This is a genomic window from Streptomyces venezuelae (assembly GCF_008642275.1).
Classification (GTDB): Bacteria; Actinomycetota; Actinomycetes; order Streptomycetales; family Streptomycetaceae; genus Streptomyces; species Streptomyces venezuelae_E.
Map to the genome: position 1 here is coordinate 2,331,978 of NZ_CP029189.1, position 22,080 is coordinate 2,354,057.

The following is a 22,080-nucleotide window of genomic DNA, read 5'->3' on the forward strand; positions in this document are numbered from 1 at the left end:
GCGCGGCTCGTGCCGCCGGAGCTCCCGGCGGCCGGCACCGTCGAGGTAAACGGAGCCGGAGCCCGGTGCCTGTGCGTGCCTGCTGCCGGTTCCCCCGTCCGAGAGGCACCACCCCCCTGATGAACGTCCGTCGCAGCGCAGCCGCGCTCGCCGCCTCCGCCGTGCTCTGTGTGGGCGCCGCCCCCGCAGCCCTCGCCGACACCGCGCCGCCCGCCTCGCCCTCCGCGCCGCCGGCCGTCCCCGACGGCCTCTACGGCAAGAACGACCCCACCTACGACGGTGTGTGGCGGCAGTCCTTCGCGCTGCTCGCCCAGGACACCGTCGGCGTGAAGCCTTCCGTCAAGGCCATGTCCTGGCTGGTCGGCCAGCAGTGCCAGAACGGCGGCTTCGCCTCCTTCCGTGTGAACCCGGCCGTGGCGTGCGACGCGAACACGATGTACGACACGAACGCCACCGCGGCGGCCGTACAGGCCCTGCAGGCCCTCGGCGGCCACGACGCAGCGGTCAAGAAGAGCGTCGACTGGCTGAAGTCCGTCCAGAACGAGGACGGCGGGTGGAGCTACGTGCCCGGCTCCCCCAGCGACGCCGACTCCACCGGCGTGGTGATCAGCGCCCTGTCCGTGGCGGGCGAGAAGGCCGCCGAGGTCAGGTCGAAGGCGGGCAAGTCGGCGTACGACGGCCTGCTCACCTTCCAGCTGGGCTGCGCTGCCGAGCCGGCCGCCGACCGGGGCGCCTTCGCGTACCAGCCGGCCGACGGCAAGCTCGTCGCCAACGCCAGCTCCACGGCCGCCGCCGCCCTGGCCGGCCTCGGCAAGGGCGCGGCCGTCGTCCCGTCCGCCGAGAACACCCCCGCGGCCCCGCTGGCCTGCCCGGCCGCGAACGCCGCCGACCCGGCCGCCGCCGCCCAGGGTGCGGCCGGCTACCTCGCCGAGGCCCTCAAGAAGGACGGCCACCTCATGGCCGTCACCCCGGGTGCGGACCAGCCCACCCCCGACACCGGCAACACCGTCGACGCGGTACTGGCCCTGGCCGCGGCCGGGCACAAGGAGTCGGCGGCGGGTGCCCTGAAGTGGCTGGAGGCCAACTCCGCCGAGTGGGCGAAGGGCAGCCCGGCCGCCCTGGGCACCCTGGTCCTGGCCGCGCACGCGACCGGCAGCGACCCGAAGTCCTTCGGCGGCACCGACCTCGTCGCCGCGCTGAACGCGACCGGTCCGGCCCCGCAGGGCGCGGACACCGAAGCGACCGAGGTGGACGGCGGCGAGGAGAAGCCGTCCGGCGGCCAGAACGTGTGGTGGATCATCGGCACGGGCGCCGCGGCCGGTGTCGGCATCGGCATCCTGCTGAGCGGCCGCCGGAAGAAGAACCACTCCTGATGCGCCGCCGCCTGCCCGCCGTGGCCCTCGCTTTCGGGATCGTCCTGGCCCTGCTGGCCGCCACCCCGGCGCTGGCGGCCGGCTACCGCTACTGGTCGTTCTGGGACGGCTCGGCGGGCGGCGGGTGGGCCTACGCCACCCAGGGTCCCTCGATGGCCCGCCCCGCGGACGGCGCCGTCCAGGGCTTCCGCTTCTCGGTGAGCAAGGACGCGGCGGCGCAGGCGGCCCAGCCGCGGGCGGCGGCCGACTTCGAGACCGTCTGCGGGGCGACCGCCCCGACGGAGGGCAGCAAGCGGGTGGCGCTCGTCATCGACTTCGGCGTCCCGGCGGACGCCCCGGCGGGCGACACCCCGCCCGATGCCGCCCCGCGCACGGCCTGCGCACAGGTGGCCCCCGAGGCCACGACGGCCGAGGCGCTGGCCTCGGTCGCCAAGCCGCTGCGCTACAACAGCGCGGCGCTGCTGTGCGCGATCTCCGGCTACCCGAAGCAGGGCTGCGGCGAGCAGGTCGCGGACGCCGGGGCCGGGACCGAGGCCCCCGCTCCGTCCGCTGCTCCGGATTCCGGCGGGGGCCCGTCCGCGGGCCTGCTCGCGGGCATTGCCGCGGTGGCCGCGCTGGCCGCGGCGGGTGTCTGGCAGTCCCGCCGCCGCACCCGATGACTCCCCGCCCCGAACCGGACGCCGGCTCCGCCGGACCCGCCACGCCCCCGCCCGCCGGCGGCGCCGCCGAGGAGCGGGCCCTGCGCGCCCCGGCCGTGCCGCAGGACCCGTCGCGCCACGCGGCCGGACCCGGCCGGGTGCGGCCCCCGCGGCGGCACGCCCCCACCGGGGCCGCACCCGACGACGTGACCCGGGCCCGGCGGAGCCCGGCCGGGGCGCAGGGCCCCTCGCACCGGTCGGCGTACGAACGCTGGAGGCCCCCGCAGGCCGTCCGGGCCACCGCCCTGCACGCGGGGGCCTGGTGGCTGTGGGCCCTCGGTCTCGCCACCGCCGCCTCCCGCACCACCAACCCGCTCCTGCTCGGGCTGGTCATCGGTGTCGCCGGATACGTGGTCGCGGCCCGCCGCACGGACGCGCCCTGGGCCCGTTCCTACGGCGCCTTCCTCAAGCTCGGCCTCTTCGTCATCGGCCTGCGCCTGCTCTTCTCCATGCTCCTCGGCTCCCCCATCCCCGGCTCGCACACCCTCTTCACCCTTCCGGAGATCCCCCTCCCGGCCTGGGCCCAGGGCATCCGCTTCGGCGGCCGCGTCACCGCCGAGCAGCTCGTCTTCGCCTTCTACGACGGCCTGAAGCTGGCCGCGCTGCTGGTGTGCGTCGGCGCCGCGAACGCCCTCGCCAATCCGGCGCGGCTGCTGAAGTCCCTCCCGGCCGCCCTGTACGAGGCCGGGGTCGCCGTCGTCGTCGCCATGACCTTCGCGCCGAACATGGTCGCCGACGTCGTCCGGCTGCGGACCGCCCGCCGGCTGCGCGGCCGGCCCACGGGCGGGGTGAAGGCCGTCCTCCAGATCGGCCTGCCGGTTCTGGAGGGCGCCCTGGAGCGGTCCGTGGCCATCGCCGCGTCGATGGACGCGCGCGGCTACGGCCGTACGGCCGAGGTCCCGCCCGTCGTCCGGCACACCACCAACGCCCTCACCCTCGGCGGCCTCGTCGGCATGTGCGCGGGCACGTACGGGCTGCTCGCGGCGCAGGGCGCCGGGTACGGGCTCCCGGTGCTCGGTGCCGGCGCGGCCCTGGCCGTCGCCGGGCTGCGGCTGGGCGGGCGCCGGTCGGTGCGGACCCGCTACCGGCCCGACCGCTGGGGGCCGCGCGCGTGGCTGGTGGCCGGTTCGGGTGCGGCCGTCGCCGCGCTGCTGGTCCGCGCCGGTTCCGTCGACCCGGCCGCGCTGCACCCGGGCGTGGTCCCGCTGGTGGCGCCCACGCTTCCGCTGTGGCCGGCGGCCGCGATCCTGATCGGCCTGCTGCCCGCCTTCGTGGCACCCGTACCGCCCAAGGAGGCGTCGCAGTGATCCGCTTCGAGCAGGTGTCGGTCACCTACGAGGGCGCGTCCGGCCCCTCCTTGCACGGCGTCGACCTGGTGATTCCCGAGGGGGAGCTGACGCTGCTCGTCGGCCCGTCGGGCGTCGGCAAGTCCACCCTGCTGGGGACGGTCTCCGGGCTGGTCCCGCACTTCACGGGCGGCACCCTGCGGGGCCGGGTCACGGTCGCCGGCCGGGACACGCGCACCCACAAGCCGCGCGAGCTCGCGGACGTGGTCGGCACGGTCGGCCAGGACCCCCTGGCGCACTTCGTGACGGACGTGGTGGAGGACGAGCTCGCCTACGGCATGGAGTCCCTGGGTCTGCCACCTGCGGTGATGCGCCGCCGGGTGGAGGAGACCCTGGACCTGCTGGGCCTGAACGATCTGCGCGACCGGCCGATCGCCACGCTCTCCGGCGGCCAGCAGCAGCGGGTCGCGATCGGCTCGGTCCTCACCCCGCACCCGAAGGTGCTGGTGCTGGACGAGCCGACGTCCGCGCTCGACCCGGCGGCGGCGGAGGAGGTCCTCGCGGTCCTGCAGCGCCTGGTGCACGACCTGGGCACGACCGTGCTGATGGCGGAGCACCGGCTGGAGCGGGTCGTCCAGTACGCCGACCAGGTCCTGCTCCTGCCGTCGCCGGGTGCGGCCCCGGTCATCGGCACCCCGGCCGAGATCATGGCCGTCTCCCCGGTCCACCCGCCGGTGGTCTCCCTGGGCCGCCTGGCGGGCTGGTCCCCGCTGCCCCTCTCGGTGCGCGACGCCCGCCGCCGGGCCGCTCCGCTCCGGTCCCGCCTGTCACCGGTCCCCCGCCCCACCACCTCCCAGGTCCCCGCCCCAGCCCCGGCAGACCCGGCCCCGCCGGTAATCCCAGCCCCGCCGACGCCTGAGCCGAACCCAGCCCCGCCGACGCCTGAGCCGAACCCAGCCCCGCCGATGCCTGAGCCGAACCCAGCCCCGCCGACGCCTGAGGCAAATCCAGCCCCGCCGGCGTTTGAGGCGCGGGGGTCCGGGGGCGGAGCCCCCGTCGCCGAAGCCCCCGGCCTGCTCACGCGCCTGCTCCGCCTCCGCAGGCCGAGCACCACCACAGCCACGAGCACGGGCACGGGCACCGCCACCGGCACCGCCCCCGGAGGACCCGCTCCGGCCGAGGTCCACCGGGTCACCGTCCGCCGCGGCCGCGTACAGGCCCTGCACGGCATCACCCTCACCGTGGCCCCCGGCGAGACCGTCGCCCTCATGGGCCGCAACGGCGCCGGCAAGTCCACCCTCCTCTCCACCCTCGTCGGTACCGTCGCCCCCACCACCGGCGAGGTGACCGTCGGCGGCCGCACCCCCCACCGCACGGCGCCGCCCGAGATGGTGCGCCGCGTCGGCCTCGTCCCGCAGGAACCCCGCGACCTCCTGTACGCCGACACGGTCGCCGCCGAGTGCGCCGCCGCCGACTCCGACGCCGCCGCGCCCGCCGGCACCTGCCGGGACCTCGTCTCCGCGCTGCTCCCGGACGTCCGCGACGACGTCCACCCGCGTGATCTCTCCGAAGGCCAGCGCCTGGCCCTCGCCCTGGCCCTGGTCCTCACCGGCCGCCCCGCCCTGCTGCTCCTGGACGAGCCCACCCGCGGCCTGGACTACGCCGCCAAGGTCCGCCTCGTCGAGATCCTGCGCGGCCTGGCCGCCGACGGCCACGCCATCGTCCTGGCCACCCACGACGTGGAGCTGGCCGCCGAGCTGGCCCACCGCGTGGTGATCCTGGCCGGCGGGGAGATCGTCGCGGACGGGCCGACCGCCGAGGTCGTCGTCTCCTCGCCCGCTTTCGCGCCGCAGGTGGCGAAGGTCCTCGCCCCGGACCCCTGGCTCACCGTGCGCCAGGTCGCCGAGGCCCTCGGCGCGGCGGAGGCCCGGTGAACGAGCCCGTCCGCCCCGCGCGCCGCCCGGCCCGTCCGGCCCGCCGCACCGCCCGTCCCCTGCGCATCGGCCCCCGCGCCGCCGTCGCCCTGGTCCTCGTCACCCTCATCGGCATCGCGGCCTTCGGCTGGCCGCTGCTCGCGGACCGCCAGTCGGGCCTCGCCCACGCGCAGGACGCCCCCTGGCTCTTCGCCGCGCTCCTCCCGCTGCTGGTGGCGGTGGTCGTCGCGACCATCGCCGACGACGGCATGGACGCGAAGGCGGTGGCGATGCTCGGTGTGCTCGCCGCCGTCGGGGCGGCGCTTCGGCCGCTGGGCGCGGGGACGGCCGGGCTGGAGCCGATGTTCTTCCTGCTGGTGCTCAGCGGGCGCGTCCTCGGCCCCGGCTTCGCTTTCGTCCTGGGTTCGGTGACGATGTTCGCGTCCGCCCTGCTGACGGGCGGGGTGGGGCCGTGGATGCCGTTCCAGATGCTGTCGATGGGCTGGTTCGCGCTGGGAGCCGGGCTGCTGCCGGGCCCGGAGCGGATCCGGGGCCGGGCGGAGCTGCTGATGCTGGCCGTGTACGGCCTCGCGGGTGCGTTCGCGTACGGCTTCGTCATGAACCTGCAGGGCTGGGTGATGCTGCAGAACATGCCGCACGGCGCCTCCTTCCACGCGGGGGACCCGCTGCCCGCGAACCTGGCGCGGTTCGTCGTGTACTACGTGACGACCTCGCTGGGCTGGGACCTGGGCCGGGCCGTGCTGACGGTCGCCTTGACCCTCACGCTCGGGGCGACCCTGCTGAAGGCGCTGCGCCGGGCGACCCGGAAGGCGGCCTTCGACGCCTCCGTCTCCTTCGACCCGGGGCCGGAACAGGGCCCGGAACTGCAACCGAAAGGGGTACGAACGGCAGCGGAGGGTGACATTCGGGGCCTCCCCCGGTGACCCGCCCCATAGGACCCACGTCACATACGAACGCGGCTAGTAGGCGCGGGAGGCGCTGAACACGGCGGGACGGGGGGTCCGGGGGACCGCTCGCTGCGAGGGCCGCTAGTAAGACGGACCTTTGCCAGGGCGTCGGGGCGTCTGTAGAACTGGATGAGTCGCAAGGCGGCAGGGGTACTTCGGTACTTCACCCGCCGCCGACGAACCCCTCTCCATTGCGTGAGTGGCTCACGCGTGTCTTCGGCATGCGTGCGACCGCCCTTGTCCCCGTCGGAAGGTTTCATCCGTGTCCAACACCGTCATCCGCCGCATCGCCGCTTCGAAGAAGGCCCTCGCGGGCACCGTCGTCGCCCTCGGTGTCGCCGGTTCCATGCTCGCCACCGTGCCCGCCCAGGCGGCCCCGATGAGCGCCAAGGCGATCGCACAGCAGATGATCAAGGACCCGGCCCAGTTCGCCGCCTTCGACAAGATCATCTCCCACGAGAGCGGCTGGAACCACACGGCGACCAACCCCTCCTCCGGCGCGTACGGCCTGGCCCAGGCCCTGCCGGCCTCGAAGATGGCCTCCGCGGGCGCCGACTGGAAGACCAACCCGGCCACCCAGATCAAGTGGGGCCTGGACTACATGAACGACCGCTACGGCAGCCCGGTCGGCGCCTGGAACTTCTGGTCCGCCAACCACTGGTACTAAGCCGCCCGCGGGCAGCAGCACGGCAGCAGACATACGAAGGCCCCGGTGGCCGGCCTCCCCAGGTCCGGCCTCCGGGGCCTTCTGCATCCCATCCCACGGGTCTCAGGGGCGCCTCACAGGCGCTGGCGCCTCAGAGGCGCTGGATGATCGTGCCGGTCGCCAGCGCGCCTCCCGCGCACATGGTGATCAGCGCGAACTCCTTGTCGCGCCGCTCCAGCTCGTGCAGCGCGGTGGTGATCAGCCGGGCGCCGGTGGCGCCGACGGGGTGGCCGAGTGCGATGCCCCCGCCGTTGACGTTGACCTTCTCCAGGTCCTGGTCGAAGACCTTCGCCCAGGACAGGACCACGGAGGCGAAGGCCTCGTTGATCTCGACGAGGTCGATGTCGCGCAGCGACATCCCGGCCTTGCCGAGCACGGCCCGCGTCGCGTCGATCGGTCCGTCGAGGTGGTAGTGGGGGTCGGCGCCGACGAGCGTCTGGGCGACGATCCGGGCGCGCGGCTTGAGCTTGAGGGCGCGGGCCATCTTGCGTGAGGCCCACATGACGGCTGCGGCGCCGTCCGATATCTGCGAGGAGTTCCCGGCGGTGTGCACGGCGGTGGGCATGACCGGCTTGAGCCGGGCCAGCGCCTCCATGCTCGTGTCCCGCAGGCCCTCGTCCCGGTCGACCAGGCGCCACATGCCCTGCCCGGCGGCCTGTTCCTCCTCGGTCGTCGGCACCTGCACGGCGAAGGTCTCGCGCTTGAACCGCTCCTCGGCCCATGCGGCCGCGGCCCGCTCCTGGGAGAGGAGCCCGAGCCGGTCGACGTCCTCGCGGGACAGGCCCCGGTGGCGGGCGATCCGCTCGGCGGCCTCGAACTGGTTGGGGAGGTCGACGTTCCATTCGTCCGGGAAGGGCTTGCCCGGGCCGTGCTTGGATCCGGAGCCGAGCGGCACGCGGCTCATGGCCTCGACGCCGCAGGCGATCCCGATGTCCATGACCCCGCCGGAGATCATGTTGGCGACCATGTGGTTGGCCTGCTGCGAGCTGCCGCACTGACAGTCCACCGTCGTCGCGGCGGTCTCGTAGGGGAGCCCCATGGCGAGCCAGGCGTTGCGGGCGGGGTTCATCGACTGCTCGCCGGCGTGCGTCACGGTGCCGCCGACGATCTGCTCGACGCAGTCGGGCTGGATTCCGGTACGGGCCAGCAGTTCGCGGTAGGTCTCTCCGAGCAGGTAGGCGGGGTGGAGGTTGGCGAGGGCGCCCCCGCGCTTACCGATGGGGGTGCGTACGGCTTCGACAATGACGGGTTCCGCGGCCATGAGCTCGTCCTCTCCTGCACTGCGTCAGCATGGCGGGCCGTCCCGGCGCCCCGCCCCGAACTAGTACGCGTTCTAGTTCTCCCCGCAGTCTTATGACTTGAGGCCCCGGCGCGCAAGGGTCTTGCGCGCTGCCTGCACGGATTCCACACGCAACAGTTGGCGCCAGGACCCTTGTCACTTCTAGAACTCGTTACTACCTTCAAGCCAACTTCTGATGGTCCGTCAGACTTTGGAGTTGCCCGATGTCCTGCCCCGCACTGCCCGAAGGCTTCGACGCCACCGACCCAGACCTGCTCCAAAGCCGCGTCCCCTTCCCGGAGTTCGCGCAGCTGCGGCAGACCGCTCCCGTGTGGTGGTGCCCGCAGCGGCGGGGCGTCACCGGCTTCGACGACGAGGGCTACTGGGCCGTGACCCGGCACGCGGACGTCAAGTACGTCTCCACGCACCCGGAACTGTTCTCGTCGACCACCAACACCGCGATCATCCGCTTCAACGAGCACATCCAGCGTGATGCGATAGATGCCCAGCGTCTGATCATGTTGAACATGGATCCGCCGGAACACACGCGCGTACGCCAGATCGTGCAGCGGGGCTTCACCCCGCGGGCCATCCGCGGCCTGGAAGGGGCGCTGCGGGACCGCGCCCGGAAGATCGTCGAGGAGGCCGCGGCCACGGCCGCCGACGGCAGCTTCGACTTCGTCACGCGCGTGGCGTGCGAGCTCCCGCTGCAGGCCATCGCCGAACTGATCGGCGTACCGCAGAAGGACCGCGCGAAGATCTTCGACTGGTCGAACAAGATGATCGCCTACGACGACCCCGAGTACGCGATCACCGAGGAGGTCGGCTCCAACGCGGCGATGGAACTCATCGGTTACGCGATGAACCTCTCCGCCCAGCGCAAGGAATGCCCGGCCAAGGACATCGTCACCCAGCTGGTGGCCGCCGAGGGCCAGGGCAACCTCGGCTCGGACGAGTTCGGCTTCTTCGTCCTGCTGCTGGCGGTCGCGGGCAACGAGACCACGCGCAACGCCATCAGCCACGGCATGCACGCGTTCCTCACCCACCCCGAGCAGTGGGAGCTCTACAAGGCGACCCGGCCGTCGACGGCCGCCGAGGAGATCGTCCGCTGGGCCACGCCGGTGGTGTCCTTCCAGCGCACCGCCACCCAGGACACCGAAGTGGGCGGGCAGAAGATCAAGGCGGGTGACCGGGTGGGGATGTTCTACTCCTCCGCCAACCACGACCCCGAGGTCTTCACGAACCCGGACGTCTTCGACATCACCCGCGACCCCAACCCCCACCTGGGCTTCGGCGGCGGCGGCCCGCACTTCTGCCTCGGCAAGTCCCTCGCCGTGATGGAGATCGACCTGATCTTCAACGCCCTGGCCGACACCCTCCCGAACCTCCACCTCACCTCCGAACCCCCGCGCCGCCTCCGCGCGGCCTGGCTCAACGGCATCAAGGAACTCCGCGTCAACACCACCCCCACCAGCCCCGCCGGCGTTTGAGGCGCGGGGCCCGGTGCGGAGCGCCGATCTCCAGCTCCGCCGTTCCCCCACCAGCCTCGCCGGCGTTTGAGGCGCGGGGGTTCGGGGGCAGCGCCCCCGCAACGGCGCCGCACCCGTTCGAGTGGCGGCCCGGCCCGAACGGAGTGATCCTGGCAAGCAGCGGCGATCCAGCCGAAGGGGCGCCGGGGCATCCACTGCCCCGGCGCCCCTTCGGCCCGGCCCGGTCCAACTCGGCCCGGTCCAGCCCGGCCCGGTCCAGCTCGGCCCGGTCCAGCTCGGCCCGACGCCCCTTCGGCCCCGCCGAAACCGGCGCCCCGCCTCACCCCATCCGCAGCACCACGCACGTCGTCGTGCCATGGGCGTACAGCTTCCCGTCGTGCGTCCCGACGACCCGCGCCTCCGCGGTCGCCGTGCTCCGCCCCACGTGCAGCGCCGTGCCCTCGCACCTCAGCGTGGGCGTGTCCGCCACGACCGGCCGGATCATGTGCACCCCGAGCTGCACCGTGGTGTAGCTGACGCCCGCCGGGAGCAGCGTCATCACGGCAGATCCGAGCGCCGAGTCGAGCAGGGTGGCCAGGAAGCCGCCGTGCACCGTCCCCATCGGGTTGAGCAGATGGTCGCCCGGGTCCCCCTCGAAGACGGCGGACCCCTGCGCCGCGTCGGCGAGCCGGAAGCCCAGGGTGCTCATCATCGACGCACCGGGCAGTTCGCCCTTCATGCTCGCCTGCAGGATCTCCAGCCCGCTCATGCCGAGGATCTCCGGGGTCATCTGCGGCCGCGGCTGCCAGGTGTGCGTACGACTGCGGAGCTGGGCGCTGGTCTCATACGTGGTCATGACAGCGACCCTAGGCGCGTCCGCGGGCCGCCGGGAGTGTCGGATCCGGCAGCTTCCGTATGGATTCCGACAGCTCGCTCCGGCCTGTCCGGCGGTACGGTGGAGCGGTGAAAGTCGCTGTTCTCGCCCTCGACGGGGTCTTCGACTCGGGCATCTCCGCCGTCCTCGACGTGCTGCACACGGCGCACGCGCTGCGCCGCCAGGTGGCGGGAGCCGCGCCGCCCGCCTTCGACATCCGCACCGTGGGCGTGCGGCGCCGGATCCGCACCGGCCTCGGCCACCGCATCGACACCGAACCGGCCGCCGTGGCCGAGGACGCGGACCTGCTGGTGGTGCCCGCGTTGATGGAGCGCCGCCCGGACCTCCTCGTGAAGGCCGTCGCGTCGGCCGCGTACCGGCCGGCCCGCCGGATCCTGACCGGGGCCCGCGAGCGCGGCACCCCGTTGGCGACGTCCTGCACCGGAACGTTCCTGCTGGCCGAGGCCGGGGTGCTGGACGAGCAGCGGGCCACGACCAGCTGGTGGCTGGCCCCCGTCTTCCGGGACCGCTACCGCCGGGTCACGCTCGACGAGACCCGGATGGTCGTCAGCTCCGGCGGGGTCACCACGGCGGGCGCCGCGTTCAGCCATCTCGACCTGGCCCTGTCGATCGTCGGGACGCGCAGCCCCGCCCTCGCCGATCTGGTCCGGCACTACCTCGTCGTCGACGACCGCGCCTCACAGGCGGCGTACGCCATCCCCAGCGCCCTGGCCCGCCACGACCCGCTCGTCGCCGCCTTCGAGCAGTGGGCGCGGACCCGGCTCGCGGACCCCGCGCCGATCACGGAGGCGGCCCGGGAGCTCGGCGTCAGCGAGCGCACCCTCCAGCGCGCGGTCGCCCGTACGCTCGGCCGCACACCCGTCGGCTTGGTGCAGGACCTGCGGGTGGAGCAGGCCGAACACCTGCTGCGCACCACGGACCTGCCGCTGGCAGCGGTCGCCCGGCGGGTCGGGTACGAGAGCCCGGGACCGCTGCGCACGCTGCTGCGCAAGCGCCGGGACGGGAGCTGATACCGACGGAGCCGCACGGACGCCTTCCGGCCGAGCGCGCGACGGGGACCGAGGCCCCGGGGTCGCTCTTCAGGAACGCGCCCCCGCCACGGGCTCGGCGGTGCTCGTGCCGGGCGCGGCGGGCGCCGCCCGTTCCGCCTCGTCCCTGCGCGCCTGCGCCGGGAGGCTGGCCTGCAGCCCCCGCGGCCCGGACAGCACGTACACGAGCCCGAAGCCGGCGGACACGACCACGGCCCCGCCCACGGCGTCCAGCACCCAGTGGTTGGCGGTGGCCACGATCGCGCACACCGTGATCAGGGGGTGCAGCGCGCCGAGCAGCTTCTGCCAGCCCTTCGGTGCCAGCACGACGATCACGATCCCGCACCACAGGGACCAGCCGAAGTGCAGCGAGGGCATCGCCGCGTACTGGTTGGAGATCGCGGTCATGGCCCCGTACGAGGGGTTGGCCAGGTCCTGCGGCCCGTGCACGGTGTCGATGAAACCGAGGCCGGGCATCAGGCGCGGCGGCGCGAGCGGGTAGAGCCAGAAACCTATGAGGGCCAGCACCGTGGCCAGCCCCAGCGAGGCCCGCGCCCACCGGTAGTCCCCGGGGCGCCGCCAGTACAGGACCGCCAGGATCGTCAGCGGGACGACGAAGTGGAAGGAGGTGTAGTAGAAGTTGAAGAACGCCTCCAGCCAGGGCGTGTTCACCACGGCGTGGTTCACGGCGTGTTCGATGTCGATGCCCAGCGCGCGCTCGATCCCGTGGATCTGGCTGCCGTTGCCCTCGGCGAGGCCGCGGCTGGTGGGCGCGGCGGCCCGGATGTGCGAGTAGAGCGAGTAACCCACCCGTATCAGCAGGAGTTCCAGCAGCAGGTTCGGCCGTGACAGCACGCGCCGCCAGAACGGCATCAGCGGCACCCTCGCCCAGCGGGCGCTCGCGGGCCGCCCGTAGGCGGTGGGTACCGGCTCGCGCCAGTACGCCGACGAGCGCGGCAGGAACGGTACGGCGCAGGCGGCGGCCACGGCGGTGAGCAGCGGCACGTTGTCGCGTACGGGGGCCAGTGCGGCCAGGTTCGGCAGCAGCATCGCGCTCGGCAGGGTCATGGCGAGGACCACGGCCACCGGCCACACGGGCCGGTCGGCGGCCCGCCTGCCCACCTTGCCGGCGACGGCCAGGAGCACCCACAGCAGCTGGTGGCGCCAGCCGGCCGGGGACACGGCGACGGCCATGCAGCCGGTGACGGCGACGGCGAGCAGCAGCTGCCCGTCCTGGGCGTAACGGACGGCGCGGCGCAGGCCGATCCAGACGATGGCGGCCGCGAGGGCGGCGTAGAGCAGGATCTCGGCGGGGCCGGTCAGGCCGAGGCGCAGCAGCGCGCCGTGCACGGACTGGTTGGCGAGGCCGTCGGGGGCCCCGCCGAGACCGGTACCGGCCAGGTGCTCGACCCAGTACGTCCACGAATCGCGCGGCATCGCCACCCAGGACAGCGCGGTGGCTCCGGCGAAGGTCACGGCGGCGGTGCGCGCGGTGGGGCGGCGTCCGGTCAGCCACAGCAGCGGGGCGAACAGCAGGAGCGCGGGCTGGAGCGCGGCGGCGAGGCCGACGAGGAAGCCGGCGGGCCGGTCGCCGGGCACCCGGAACACGGCGAGCAGCACCAGCAGCACGGGCAGGACGGCGGTCTGGCCCGGTGAGGCGGCTTCACGGACGGGCAGCGAGACCATCATCAGGGCCGTGAGCACGGGTGCGGCGAGCAGCGCGGTGCGCCGTGGCACCGGGTCGGGCAGGCCGCGGGCGGCGACGAGCCCGATGGCGGCCACGCACAGCAGCGTCACGCAGGTCCAGGCGACCTCCAGCGACGGGGCGGCGAGGCCGACCAGCGGCTTGAGGACCAGCCCGGCGAACGGGGTGTCGGAGAACTGGCCGGTGTCGTACAGCGATCCGGGCAGGCGGCCGGGGAGGTGGAAGCCGCTCAGCCACTCGGCCGGCGGCACCCGCAGCACGGTGGCGGCCTGTCTGACGGCGAGCGCACCGGCCAGCGCCCACAGGAGAAGGCGAGCCGCCCCGAGTCTGCCGTGATCGCCTATGACTCCGGCATGTCCGTTCGCACCGCTGTGCTCTGCCGCGTTAGCCACGCCTCGCCGGCCTCCCGCCCTGTTGACCGCAACCCTGACTTCGCCTGGCTGCCGCGCTCCATTACCCGCACGACGATATCCCCCACGGGATGCGTTGGACGGACCTCACCGGTATCGAGCAGGCCGCCGGGCCCGCCGACCTGCGAAGGCGCTCTTCGACGCCCCGGGCTGACGCATGCCCGGCGCAGCGTCCGCCGGCCGGGACGGCCCCTTTGCCGTCCGGCCGGGGCTCCGGGCGGGGTCCCTCAGGCCCTCTCCAGTACCTCTCCAGCCCCTCGCCGGGTCCTCCAGGTGCGGGCAGCGGACTTCGTGGTGAAGCTGAGGTGTACAGGCATTCCGTGGAGAGGACGGCTCATGTCCATGCTCGACAAGCTCAAGGACCTCATCAAGGGACACCCTGACCAGGCCCGCCAAGGCGTCGAGAAGGCCGGAGACGCCTTCGACGCGAAGACCGGGAACAAGTACCAGAGCCAGGTCGACACGGCGCAGCAGAAGCTCAACGAACAGATCGGCAAGGAGCCGCCCAGGCCCGGGGAGGGCCGGCCGCCGCAGACCTGAGACGGCCGGGCGACCGCAGGGCCGCATGGACGGCATGGACCGCAGGAACCGCAAGGCCGCAGGGACCGCACCGAGGCGCGGTCCCTGCGGCCTTGCGGAGGGGCGGATGTAGGAAACTGCACGCATGTCGTCGAGGCCGGGCGTGCGACCCGGCCCGTGTTCCATGAGAGGTTTCCTGTGCCTAGCGTCGTAAAGATCAACGTACTGACGGTTCCCGCCGAGCAGCGGGAGATCCTGGAGCAGCGCTTCGCCTCCCGGGCCGGGGCGGTGGAGAGCTCGGACGGGTTCGAGTGGTTCGAGCTGCTGCGCCCGGTGGAGGGCACGGACCAGTACCTGGTCTACACGCGCTGGCGTTCGGAGCAGGACTTCCAGGCGTGGATGGAGGGTCCGATGAAGGCGGCTCACCAGGGTGGCGGCGAGGGCGGCGGCGAGCGGCCGAAGCCCGCGGCTTCCGCCTCGACGGTGTGGTCGTTCGAGGTCGTGCAGCAGGCGGGTCCGAAGCAGGCCTGACGGGACGCGGGCCGGTGACCCGTGCCACGGGCCCGGCCCGTCAGCCGCTGCCGTCCTCGGTCAGCCGTTGCCGTCCTCGCCGTCCTCGCCGTCCTCGCCGTCGGCGAACCGCGTCTCAAGAGCGTCGCCGTAGCCGTGGAGGGGGTCGTCGGTTTCGAGGACGGCGAAGCGGCACTTGCTGTCACCGAGCGACAGCAACGACGTGCGTTCGGCGCGCAGTCCGCTGACGGCGGGGTCGATCGCCTTCATGAAGTTCACGTCGAACGCGCACATCACGGTCGTGACGGGTGTCGCGTCGTGGCGAGCGAAGAAGTCGTGCCAGAAGCAGCGCCTGACGTTCATCTCGAAGAGCCCCGGCTCCGGTCGCTGGAAGTCGAACTCGAAGCGAGCGGGGTAGAGCTTCACCATCACGCGGCACGTCTTCTCGATCTTGTCGAGCGCGTGGTCCCGCTCGTTGAGGGTCGAGAAGGTCAGGTCGTACGGGCGCCTCAGCACCGGGCTCATCGCGTGCTGGAGATAGCGGATCGTGCGTCTGTCGTCCCCGTCGAACAGGGGGAGCAGCGTCTCGAAGGCGGCCAGCACCACCGCGCCGATGGCCAGTGCACCCTTGGAGGATGCGTCGGTGGCCATGTCCGCGTCCGCGGCCTCGACCTCCTCCGCCCGCGCGCGGATAGCGCCGATCAGCTCTTTCTCGCGTTCGGGTGCCACATGGTGGAGGTGCTTGCGGACCTCGCCCAGGAACTTGCGGGGCATGACGCGGCCCATCAACCAGTGGGCCTCCGCTCCGATCGCCTTGTCGATGACGTTCACGAGGTCACCTGCCTGGGGACCGCCTCCCGGCGAACCTGTACGGTCACGGCACTGGCTCCAGCCCTAGCCCTAGCCCTGGCCTTGGCCTTGGCCCTGGCTCCAGAAGACGTCCTCCTCGTCGATGTCCGCGGTGCACTGGTCGATATCGGTGATCTTGTCGCCGATGATCGTGAAGAAGAGCCCCTGGCGGATCTCGATGCCCCGGTCACCGCGGTCGGCGCGTGCCGTGTGGAAGCTCATCACGTGCCCGCGGCCGTCCGCGAGCACCGATTCCAGATCCACCCGGAAGGTGCCCTTCGTCTCCTCTCCGAGGCGGCGGAAGAGGTCGAGGACGTTCTCCCGCCCCTTGTGGTGCCCGGACAGCGGGTTGGCGCCCGGCACGTGGTGGATGACATCGGCCGTCAGCAACGTGCTCATCGTCTCCATGTCGCCTTTGCCGAAGGCCTCGTAACCGCGGCGGACCAGGGCACAGTCGGGATGCTCTGACATGGCGTTCCCACCCTCCGGGTACGCAGGGAATGTCCTTTTCCTATCATCGGCCCGGCCTTGTGGATATTCCACGCGGGACATCCACCCCCGACTCCACAATGACCGCATGACCACTCACAGCGAACCCCGCACACCCACCCTGTCCTGGACCGTGGCTCCCGAGCCGTTCACCACCCGGGACGCCACCGCCCTGCGCCGCGCGTACTACGCCGAGGTCGCCGGCCGCTACTGGAAACGTGAGGTCACCGAGACCGAGATCGACCAGGGGCTGCTGGACTTCCCGGACGACGGACTGGTCCCGCCGACGGGGCAGTTCGTCGTCGGCAGACTGGACGGCGAGCCCCTGGCCTGCGGCGGGATCCGTCTGCTCGACTCCCGCACCGCCGAGCTCACCAGGGTGTACGTCGACCGGCGCGCCCGCGGCACCGGCGGCGGGGCGGCCCTGCTGGAGGTCCTGGAAGCCGAGAGCCGTGCGCTCGGCGCCGACCGGGTCCGGCTGGACACCCGGTCGGATCTCGTGGAGGCCCGGGCGTTGTACGCGCGCCACGGGTATGCGGAAATACCCGCCTACAACTCCGGCCCGTATGCACAGCACTGGTTCGAGAAACGTCTGGCCTGAGCCGCCCGTACCGCAGTACCCCGGCGACCGTGCCGCACATCGGCACGGCGACCGCTGCTAGTGGGCGGCATGGTCCCGGCGCGGCAAGGCGTCGTAGGGCTCCTCGGCGTCGGATCCGCACAGCTCCTTGTTGATCTGCCGGACCAGTTTCACCAGGTCCGTCGGCCGGTCCGGGCCCCACCAGTCGCCGAGCAGCTCGGCGAGGGACTCCTGCCGGGCCTCGGCAAGCTTCGCGGCGCACGCACGCCCCTCGCCGGTCAGGACCAGCGGCAGCCCGTCCCGGACGGCGAGGCCGCGCTCCTCGATCTGCCGGGCGGCGTCCGTGACGACCTTCAGCGGCACATTGGTGCGCTCGGCGAGTATCGCGGGCTCCACGGAGCCGTACCTCTTGATCCGCAGCAGCATCCAGCTGGACGCGGGCAGCAGGTCGTAGCCGGCCCTCGCGGTGATCTTCTCGTAGACGTGGCGGCGGCCCTCACGGGTCCCGAGGACCGACAGGGCGCGGGCCACCTCGTCGTGGGAAGAGCGCTGGACGGGGTTGGAGGCCAGGGTCTCCGTCACGTCAGGGGCGGTGACCGAGCCGCGGAGCTTGTCCTCCTTCAGGAACCAGGCGATCACGAAAGCGACCAGGACGATCGGCACCGCGTAGAGGAACACGTCGGTGATGGCGGTGGCGTAGGCGTCGAGCACCTGCGGCTGGAGCTCGGCGGGCAGTGCGCCGATGGCCCGCGGGTCCGCCTCCAGCTGCGCGACGCTGGCACCGGTCGGCAGTGTGACGCCCGCGAGGGAGGCGGCCAGCTTGTCGTCGAGCTGATGGGTGAAGACCGTACCGAAGATGGCGACGCCGAAGGAGGCGCCGATGGAGCGGAAGAAGGTGGCACCGGAGGTGGCGACCCCGAGGTCGGCGTAGCTGACCGCGTTCTGCACCACCAGGACGAGCACCTGCATGACCAGGCCGAGACCGGCGCCGAAGACGAAGAAGTAGACGCTCATTTCCCAGGTCGAGCTGGTGCGGTGCAACTGGTGCAGGAGGAGCAGACCGATCGCGGTCACCGCCGTGCCCGCGATCGGGAAGACCTTCCAGCGCCCGGTCCGGCTGACGATCTGGCCGGAACCGGTGGAGGTGATCAGCATGCCGATCACCATCGGCAGCATGTGGACACCGGACATGGTCGGTGACACGCCCTGGACGATCTGGAGGAATGTCGGCAGGTAGACCATCGCGCCGAACATCGCGAAGCCGACGACGAAACTGATCGCCGAGCAGAGGGTGAAGGTGCGGATACGGAACAGTCCCAGCGGCAGGACGGGCTCGGCGGCCTTGCGTTCCACGAGGAGGAAGCAGGCGAGCAGTACGGCGCCGAGGAGGGCGACGCCGATGATCCGGGCCGAGCCCCAGCCCCAGGTGCCGCCGAGCGAGGCGACGAGCACGAGACAGGTCGCGACGCAGGCGACGAGGAAGGTGCCGAGGTAGTCGATGGTGTGCTTCGCGGAGCGCGCCGGGATGTGCAGGACGGCGGCGATGACGACGAGCGCGACGAGACCGATCGGGAGGTTGATGTAGAAGACCCAGCGCCACGACAGGTTGTCCACGAACAGACCGCCCAGCAGTGGGCCCAGCACACTCGTCGCGCCGAAGACGGCGCCGAAGAGGCCCTGGTACTTGCCGCGTTCACGCGGCGGGACGATGTCTCCGACGATCGCCATCGACAGCACGATCAGCCCGCCGCCGCCCAGGCCCTGCAGGGCCCGGAAGCCGATCAGCTGGGGCATGTCCTGGGCGATCCCGCACAACGCCGACCCGATGAGGAAGAGGACGATGGCGTACTGGAAGAGCCTCTTGCGCCCGTACTGGTCGCCGAGCTTGCCCCACAGCGGGGTGGCGGCGGTGGAGGCGAGCATGTAGGCGGTGACGACCCAGGACAGGTGCGCCATGCCGCCGAGGTCGCTGACGATGGTCGGCAGCGCGGTGGAGACGATGGTCTGGTCGAGTGCGGCGATCAGCAGGCCCAGCAGCAGGGCTCCGATGGAGACGAGTACGTCGCGGGAGGCGTGCTCGGCGCCGGGACCGGTCTTCTCCGGGTCGAGAACGGGGCCCGGACCCTGCGCGGTCACATCCTGAGCCATCGATACCTCCTCAGGCCGGATCAACATCTCCATCCTGAGCGGTGTGTCCGGTTATGGCCTCTCGGACGGTTGGGAGGGCTCCTGCGGGTCTGCATAATCGCAGGCAATAACCAGGGAGGGAGTCCAGTGAGCCGTCAGCACTGTCCAGAATGCGGTGCCGCCGGCACCGGCTGCGGGTGCGTGCCGGGTGTGGGTTTCAACCCCTTGCGCATCCGTCCGTACGTGACGCTGCCCGACCCCGGCGAGCAGGACACCCCGGTGTCCCCGCAGCCGGTGTCCGCAGTGGTGGCCCCGGAGCCGCGCCCGGCGCCCGCGCCGGTGCATGCTCCGGCGGAGGACGACACTCCGGCGTACGGGATACCCGTGCCGCCGCAGGACGGACCGTGGCCCGCGGGCCCCGCCACGCCCGCGCCCGCGTCACACCCGGCCGAGACGGTCCAGCTCCGGACGATCCCGGCACCGGCACCGGGCCACACGTACGACAGCAAAGCGGGAGGGGGTGGGGGCGGGGGCCCGGAGAAGCGGACCGGCCCGGCCGCCCGAAAGCCGCTCGCGCTGCTGATCGGTGCCGCGGCGGCGGTCGCCCTCAGCGGGACGGCCGTTGCGGTGTGGGCGCTGCCGAGTTCCGGCGACACCGAGGCCGTACTGATGGAGGCGAAGGCTTCGGTGCCGGTGACGAGCGCGGCGCCGGCCGCGTCCTCCGCGAGCCCGTCCCCGAGCAAGCACAGCCCGTCCCCCTCGGCCTCCCCGTCACCGAGTGCCTCGAAGTCGGCGTCGCCGTCCCCGTCCCCGAGCGCGTCCCGCACCTCGCCGCCCCCGTCCCCCAGCCCGTCCCCGAGCGTGAGCCGCTCCTCCAGCCCGCCTCCTGTGCAGGCTCCGACGCTGCGGCACGGGGACTCGGGTTCGGAGGTGGAGAAGCTCCAGCGGCTGCTGGCGGCGCAGGGCCTGTACCGGGGCCGGATCAACGGCCGGTTCGACTGGCGGGTGGAGGAGGCCGTGTCGGAGTTCCAGTACGACAGGGGCATCGACGATCAGGAGTGGGGCTTCTACGGACCGGTGACGCGCAAGGCTCTGGAGGGATGAGGGTCACATGTCCGCCGGTGGCGCGGACCGCCCTTTGTTTTGTATCGTGAGGGAACAAAGTGGTTCCGTCCTCATTCCCTGACCGGTGGACGGAACCACTTGTTCTCTTTCCCGCCCCGTCTGGAGCCCCGCCGATGCCGGCCAGCACCACCACCGCACCCGTCACCCTGACCGCCAAGGCCCTGCTCCTGGACATGGACGGCACGATCGTCAACTCCGACGCGGTGGTCGAGCGCTGCTGGCACGACTGGGCGGTCTCCCACGGGCTGGACCCGCAGGAAGCCATGAAGGTGGTCCACGGCCGCCAGGGCTACGCCACCATGGCCGTACTCCTGCCGGACCGCCCCATGGAGGTCAACCACGCCGAGAACGCGGTGATGCTGGCCCGCGAAACGGCCGACACCGACGGCATGGTCCCGGTCGCGGGCGCCCCCGAGTTCATGGCCGCGCTCGACGGCCTGCCGCACGCCCTGGTCACCTCCGCCGACACCGCTCTCGCCACGGCACGGATGACCGCCGCAGCCCTGCCCATGCCCGGGATACGGGTCACGGCCGAATCCGTCCAGGCCAGCAAGCCCGACCCCGAGGGCTTCCTCATGGGCGCCGCCGCGCTGGGCGTGGACCCGGCCGACTGCATCGTCTTCGAGGACTCGGCCGCCGGCATCACCGCGGGCCGGGCGGCGGGCATGCGCGTGATCGGCGTCGGCCCCCGCGCGGCCGCCCACGCCCCGACGGCCCACGTCCCGGACCTGACGGCACTCCACGTCACAACCGCCCCGGACGGCTCGATCACCATCACGCTCCACCCGACGACCTGACCACTCGACGACCGGACGACCTGACGACCAACCCGCGCGACCCCGAGAGCGCGCTACGGGGACGGGTGGGGCGGGGCTTCGGGGGCGGCTGGGAGCCACTCATGCAGGGCCCGGAAGGCGGGGCCGGAGCTCCGAGGTGCGGGAGCCACTCGAACAAGGCCCGGAAGGCGGGGCGGCGGCTTCGGGAGGGCTGATCCCCTCGGGCGGGATCGGTGACGCGGGTGGGGTTTCCCGTCAGTCTCATCGTCCCTCCGGGTCGGGCCGGTCCCTCAAGGGCGCTCCTCCTACGTCGTCGCGTCGCTCCGCGATGGCCTCCGGCCACCCTTGACCGACCGACCCGCCCCGGAAATCCGAAGACTGGCGGGAAACCCCAAAAGAACGAGCCGGACGACACTTCCAGGGACGGGACGGTCGACGATGCCCGGCCTGGTCGGGCGCCGGGACGACCGAGAGGCGGGCGCATCCAGACCCGAGCCCTGGGCGGTGGGCGCAGCAAATCGCTACGCGCTCCTCACCCCTCAGCGTCCGACGACCGTCCTGGGCTGGACATAGGCCGCCCACCACCCCATGGGCCTTCTCCCTCACGCGTCCGACGACCGTCCTGGGCCGGTCATAAGCCGCCTCAGATCACTACGCGCTTCTCCAAGACCGCGACAAGCGGCCGGTTGGGGGTTGATGGGGCTGCTGGAGGGGCTGACGGCCCATACCTCGGCTGATCCGTAGTGGAACCGGGTCAGCACCAACACGACACCACAAACCAACTGTCAAACAGGGGCAATTGGTGCAAGCTGTCGGCCTTCCAGACCACCCTCGTGCACTGACCCGTATCCACGACGAAATAGCCGCAGTCCCACGCCCTTCCACCCCAGCCAACGACCAAGACCCACCCGACACGAACCCACGACGCGTCCGGGCAGGCGGACCGGCCGCCAGCCGCCGTCAAAGAAGAGCCCCCTGGGGTACGGGCGGCCCATGGCCAGCCACAGACCGTCGCCTGACCCCGTCATACAAAGGCACGTGGATGACGGACGGCCCACGACCGGTAACGGACGATCGTCCGACGCCGTCACGCACAACCACGTGAATGGCAGGCGGCCTATGACCGGCCACGGACGGTCATCAGACGCGGTGAATGGGAAATCACCGGGAGAGTGGGCGGCTTATGACCAGCCCAAGACGGTCGTCGGACGCCGAGAGATGAAAAATCCCCACGAGGGTGGGCGGCCTATGTCCAGCCCAAGACGGTCGTCGGACGCTGAGGGATGAGGAGCGCGTAGCGATTTGCTGCGCCTCCCCCGACCCGGCAGATCCTTTCAGGGCCCGTCTCTCAATCGTCCCCACGGCCGACCCGGCC

At 72.5% G+C, this 22,080-nt stretch carries 19 protein-coding genes and 1 pseudogene; 13 read left to right on the top strand and 7 right to left on the bottom strand.

Annotated elements, in window-relative coordinates; genetic code table 11:
* The first annotated feature begins 119 nt into the window (after nt 1–119).
* From DEJ51_RS09900 to DEJ51_RS09920, 5 genes are read left to right on the top strand one after another with little or no spacing between them, the layout of a single operon-like run.
* Complete coding sequence (locus DEJ51_RS09900) at nt 120–1,373, top strand: prenyltransferase/squalene oxidase repeat-containing protein (protein ID WP_150257271.1); 1,254 nt, start codon at nt 120–122, stop codon at nt 1,371–1,373.
* Nucleotides 1,373–2,032 carry an SCO2322 family protein gene (locus DEJ51_RS09905; RefSeq protein ID WP_150257272.1) on the top strand — a complete coding sequence of 220 codons (660 nt, stop codon included), beginning with the start codon at nt 1,373–1,375 and terminating at the stop codon, nt 2,030–2,032. The genes DEJ51_RS09900 and DEJ51_RS09905 overlap by 1 nt, the downstream gene beginning before the upstream one ends.
* Nucleotides 2,029–3,378 (top strand): energy-coupling factor transporter transmembrane component T, encoded by a 1,350-nt coding sequence (locus DEJ51_RS09910; protein WP_223835741.1) that lies wholly within the window; start codon nt 2,029–2,031, stop codon nt 3,376–3,378. The genes DEJ51_RS09905 and DEJ51_RS09910 overlap by 4 nt, the downstream gene beginning before the upstream one ends.
* Nucleotides 3,375–5,291, top strand: coding sequence for an ABC transporter ATP-binding protein (locus DEJ51_RS09915; RefSeq protein ID WP_150257273.1), 1,917 nt, complete (start codon nt 3,375–3,377; stop codon nt 5,289–5,291). The genes DEJ51_RS09910 and DEJ51_RS09915 overlap by 4 nt, the downstream gene beginning before the upstream one ends.
* Nucleotides 5,288–6,214 carry an ECF transporter S component gene (locus DEJ51_RS09920; RefSeq protein ID WP_150257274.1) on the top strand — a complete coding sequence of 309 codons (927 nt, stop codon included), beginning with the start codon at nt 5,288–5,290 and terminating at the stop codon, nt 6,212–6,214. Before DEJ51_RS09915 ends, DEJ51_RS09920 begins: the two co-directional genes overlap by 4 nt.
* Nucleotides 6,215–6,296: 82 nt before the next feature.
* On the opposite strand, the pseudogene DEJ51_RS35815 reads toward DEJ51_RS09920, so the two are convergent.
* Nucleotides 6,297–6,386: pseudogene (locus DEJ51_RS35815) on the bottom strand (hypothetical protein); the annotation flags it as partial.
* 114 nt (nt 6,387–6,500) lie between these two features.
* Between DEJ51_RS35815 and DEJ51_RS09925 the strand changes: the two are divergent.
* Nucleotides 6,501–6,905 (top strand): transglycosylase SLT domain-containing protein, encoded by a 405-nt coding sequence (locus tag DEJ51_RS09925; RefSeq protein WP_150257275.1) that lies wholly within the window; start codon nt 6,501–6,503, stop codon nt 6,903–6,905.
* Nucleotides 6,906–7,035: 130 nt separating this feature from the next.
* Here the strand turns inward: DEJ51_RS09925 and DEJ51_RS09930 are convergent, their stop codons facing one another.
* Nucleotides 7,036–8,205, bottom strand: a complete 1,170-nt coding sequence (locus tag DEJ51_RS09930) for a steroid 3-ketoacyl-CoA thiolase (protein ID WP_150257276.1) — start codon at nt 8,203–8,205, stop codon at nt 7,036–7,038.
* Between the two features lie 242 nt (nt 8,206–8,447).
* On the opposite strand from DEJ51_RS09930, the gene DEJ51_RS09935 reads away from it, so the two are divergent.
* A complete protein-coding gene (locus DEJ51_RS09935; protein WP_150257277.1) occupies nt 8,448–9,713 on the top strand; it encodes a cytochrome P450 in 1,266 nt (421 codons plus the stop codon).
* 319 nt (nt 9,714–10,032) lie between these two features.
* On the opposite strand, the gene DEJ51_RS09940 is transcribed toward DEJ51_RS09935, so the two are convergent.
* A complete protein-coding gene (locus DEJ51_RS09940; RefSeq protein ID WP_150257278.1) occupies nt 10,033–10,548 on the bottom strand; it encodes a PaaI family thioesterase in 516 nt (171 codons plus the stop codon).
* Between the two features lie 107 nt (nt 10,549–10,655).
* On the opposite strand from DEJ51_RS09940, the gene DEJ51_RS09945 reads away from it, so the two are divergent.
* Nucleotides 10,656–11,597: a GlxA family transcriptional regulator gene (locus DEJ51_RS09945; protein WP_150257279.1), complete on the top strand. Its 942-nt coding sequence runs from the start codon at nt 10,656–10,658 to the stop codon at nt 11,595–11,597.
* Between the two features lie 69 nt (nt 11,598–11,666).
* On the opposite strand, the gene DEJ51_RS09950 is transcribed toward DEJ51_RS09945, so the two are convergent.
* Nucleotides 11,667–13,712: a bifunctional glycosyltransferase 87/phosphatase PAP2 family protein gene (locus DEJ51_RS09950; RefSeq protein ID WP_150257280.1), complete on the bottom strand. Its 2,046-nt coding sequence runs from the start codon at nt 13,710–13,712 to the stop codon at nt 11,667–11,669.
* Nucleotides 13,713–14,066: 354 nt separating this feature from the next.
* Here DEJ51_RS09950 and DEJ51_RS09955 point away from each other — a divergent pair, with 354 nt between their 5' ends.
* Both DEJ51_RS09955 and DEJ51_RS09960 read left to right on the top strand, forming a co-directional pair.
* On the top strand, nt 14,067–14,270 hold the full coding sequence (locus tag DEJ51_RS09955; protein WP_150257281.1) for an antitoxin: 204 nt from the start codon (nt 14,067–14,069) through the stop codon (nt 14,268–14,270).
* A gap of 177 nt (nt 14,271–14,447) precedes the next feature.
* Nucleotides 14,448–14,780, top strand: coding sequence for an antibiotic biosynthesis monooxygenase family protein (locus tag DEJ51_RS09960; RefSeq protein WP_150257282.1), 333 nt, complete (start codon nt 14,448–14,450; stop codon nt 14,778–14,780).
* Nucleotides 14,781–14,840: 60 nt separating this feature from the next.
* On the opposite strand, the gene DEJ51_RS09965 is transcribed toward DEJ51_RS09960, so the two are convergent.
* Entirely contained in the window at nt 14,841–15,590 is a 750-nt protein-coding gene (locus DEJ51_RS09965) for an L-2-amino-thiazoline-4-carboxylic acid hydrolase (protein ID WP_150257283.1), read from the bottom strand.
* A 69-nt stretch (nt 15,591–15,659) separates the two neighbouring features.
* Nucleotides 15,660–16,079 carry a nuclear transport factor 2 family protein gene (locus DEJ51_RS09970; protein WP_150257284.1) on the bottom strand — a complete coding sequence of 140 codons (420 nt, stop codon included), beginning with the start codon at nt 16,077–16,079 and terminating at the stop codon, nt 15,660–15,662.
* Between the two features lie 106 nt (nt 16,080–16,185).
* On the opposite strand from DEJ51_RS09970, the gene DEJ51_RS09975 reads away from it, so the two are divergent.
* Nucleotides 16,186–16,698 (top strand): GNAT family N-acetyltransferase, encoded by a 513-nt coding sequence (locus DEJ51_RS09975; RefSeq protein ID WP_223835742.1) that lies wholly within the window; start codon nt 16,186–16,188, stop codon nt 16,696–16,698.
* A gap of 57 nt (nt 16,699–16,755) precedes the next feature.
* On the opposite strand, the gene DEJ51_RS09980 is transcribed toward DEJ51_RS09975, so the two are convergent.
* Nucleotides 16,756–18,825, bottom strand: a complete 2,070-nt coding sequence (locus tag DEJ51_RS09980) for an MDR family MFS transporter (RefSeq protein ID WP_150257285.1) — start codon at nt 18,823–18,825, stop codon at nt 16,756–16,758.
* A 204-nt stretch (nt 18,826–19,029) separates the two neighbouring features.
* Between DEJ51_RS09980 and DEJ51_RS09985 the strand changes: the two genes are divergently transcribed.
* Both DEJ51_RS09985 and DEJ51_RS09990 read left to right on the top strand, forming a co-directional pair.
* Complete coding sequence (locus DEJ51_RS09985) at nt 19,030–19,908, top strand: peptidoglycan-binding domain-containing protein (RefSeq protein ID WP_150257286.1); 879 nt, start codon at nt 19,030–19,032, stop codon at nt 19,906–19,908.
* A gap of 134 nt (nt 19,909–20,042) precedes the next feature.
* Nucleotides 20,043–20,726, top strand: coding sequence for an HAD-IA family hydrolase (locus tag DEJ51_RS09990; protein WP_150257287.1), 684 nt, complete (start codon nt 20,043–20,045; stop codon nt 20,724–20,726).
* Nucleotides 20,727–22,080: the final 1,354 nt, after the last annotated feature.

Excerpts from the sequence above, each read along its gene's own strand:
- DEJ51_RS09990 (WP_150257287.1), top strand. The coding sequence starts at position 20,043 with ATGCCGGCCAGCACCACCACCGCACCCGTCACCCTGACCGCCAAGGCC.
- DEJ51_RS09980 (WP_150257285.1), bottom strand. The coding sequence starts at position 18,825 with ATGGCTCAGGATGTGACCGCGCAGGGTCCGGGCCCCGTTCTCGACCCG.
- DEJ51_RS09930 (WP_150257276.1), bottom strand. The coding sequence starts at position 8,205 with ATGGCCGCGGAACCCGTCATTGTCGAAGCCGTACGCACCCCCATCGGT.
- DEJ51_RS09900 (WP_150257271.1), top strand. The coding sequence starts at position 120 with ATGAACGTCCGTCGCAGCGCAGCCGCGCTCGCCGCCTCCGCCGTGCTC.
- DEJ51_RS09970 (WP_150257284.1), bottom strand. The coding sequence starts at position 16,079 with ATGTCAGAGCATCCCGACTGTGCCCTGGTCCGCCGCGGTTACGAGGCC.
- DEJ51_RS09975 (WP_223835742.1), top strand. The coding sequence starts at position 16,186 with ATGACCACTCACAGCGAACCCCGCACACCCACCCTGTCCTGGACCGTG.
- DEJ51_RS09955 (WP_150257281.1), top strand. The coding sequence starts at position 14,067 with ATGTCCATGCTCGACAAGCTCAAGGACCTCATCAAGGGACACCCTGAC.
- DEJ51_RS09935 (WP_150257277.1), top strand. The coding sequence starts at position 8,448 with ATGTCCTGCCCCGCACTGCCCGAAGGCTTCGACGCCACCGACCCAGAC.
- DEJ51_RS09905 (WP_150257272.1), top strand. The coding sequence starts at position 1,373 with ATGCGCCGCCGCCTGCCCGCCGTGGCCCTCGCTTTCGGGATCGTCCTG.
- DEJ51_RS09940 (WP_150257278.1), bottom strand. The coding sequence starts at position 10,548 with ATGACCACGTATGAGACCAGCGCCCAGCTCCGCAGTCGTACGCACACC.
- DEJ51_RS09910 (WP_223835741.1), top strand. The coding sequence starts at position 2,029 with ATGACTCCCCGCCCCGAACCGGACGCCGGCTCCGCCGGACCCGCCACG.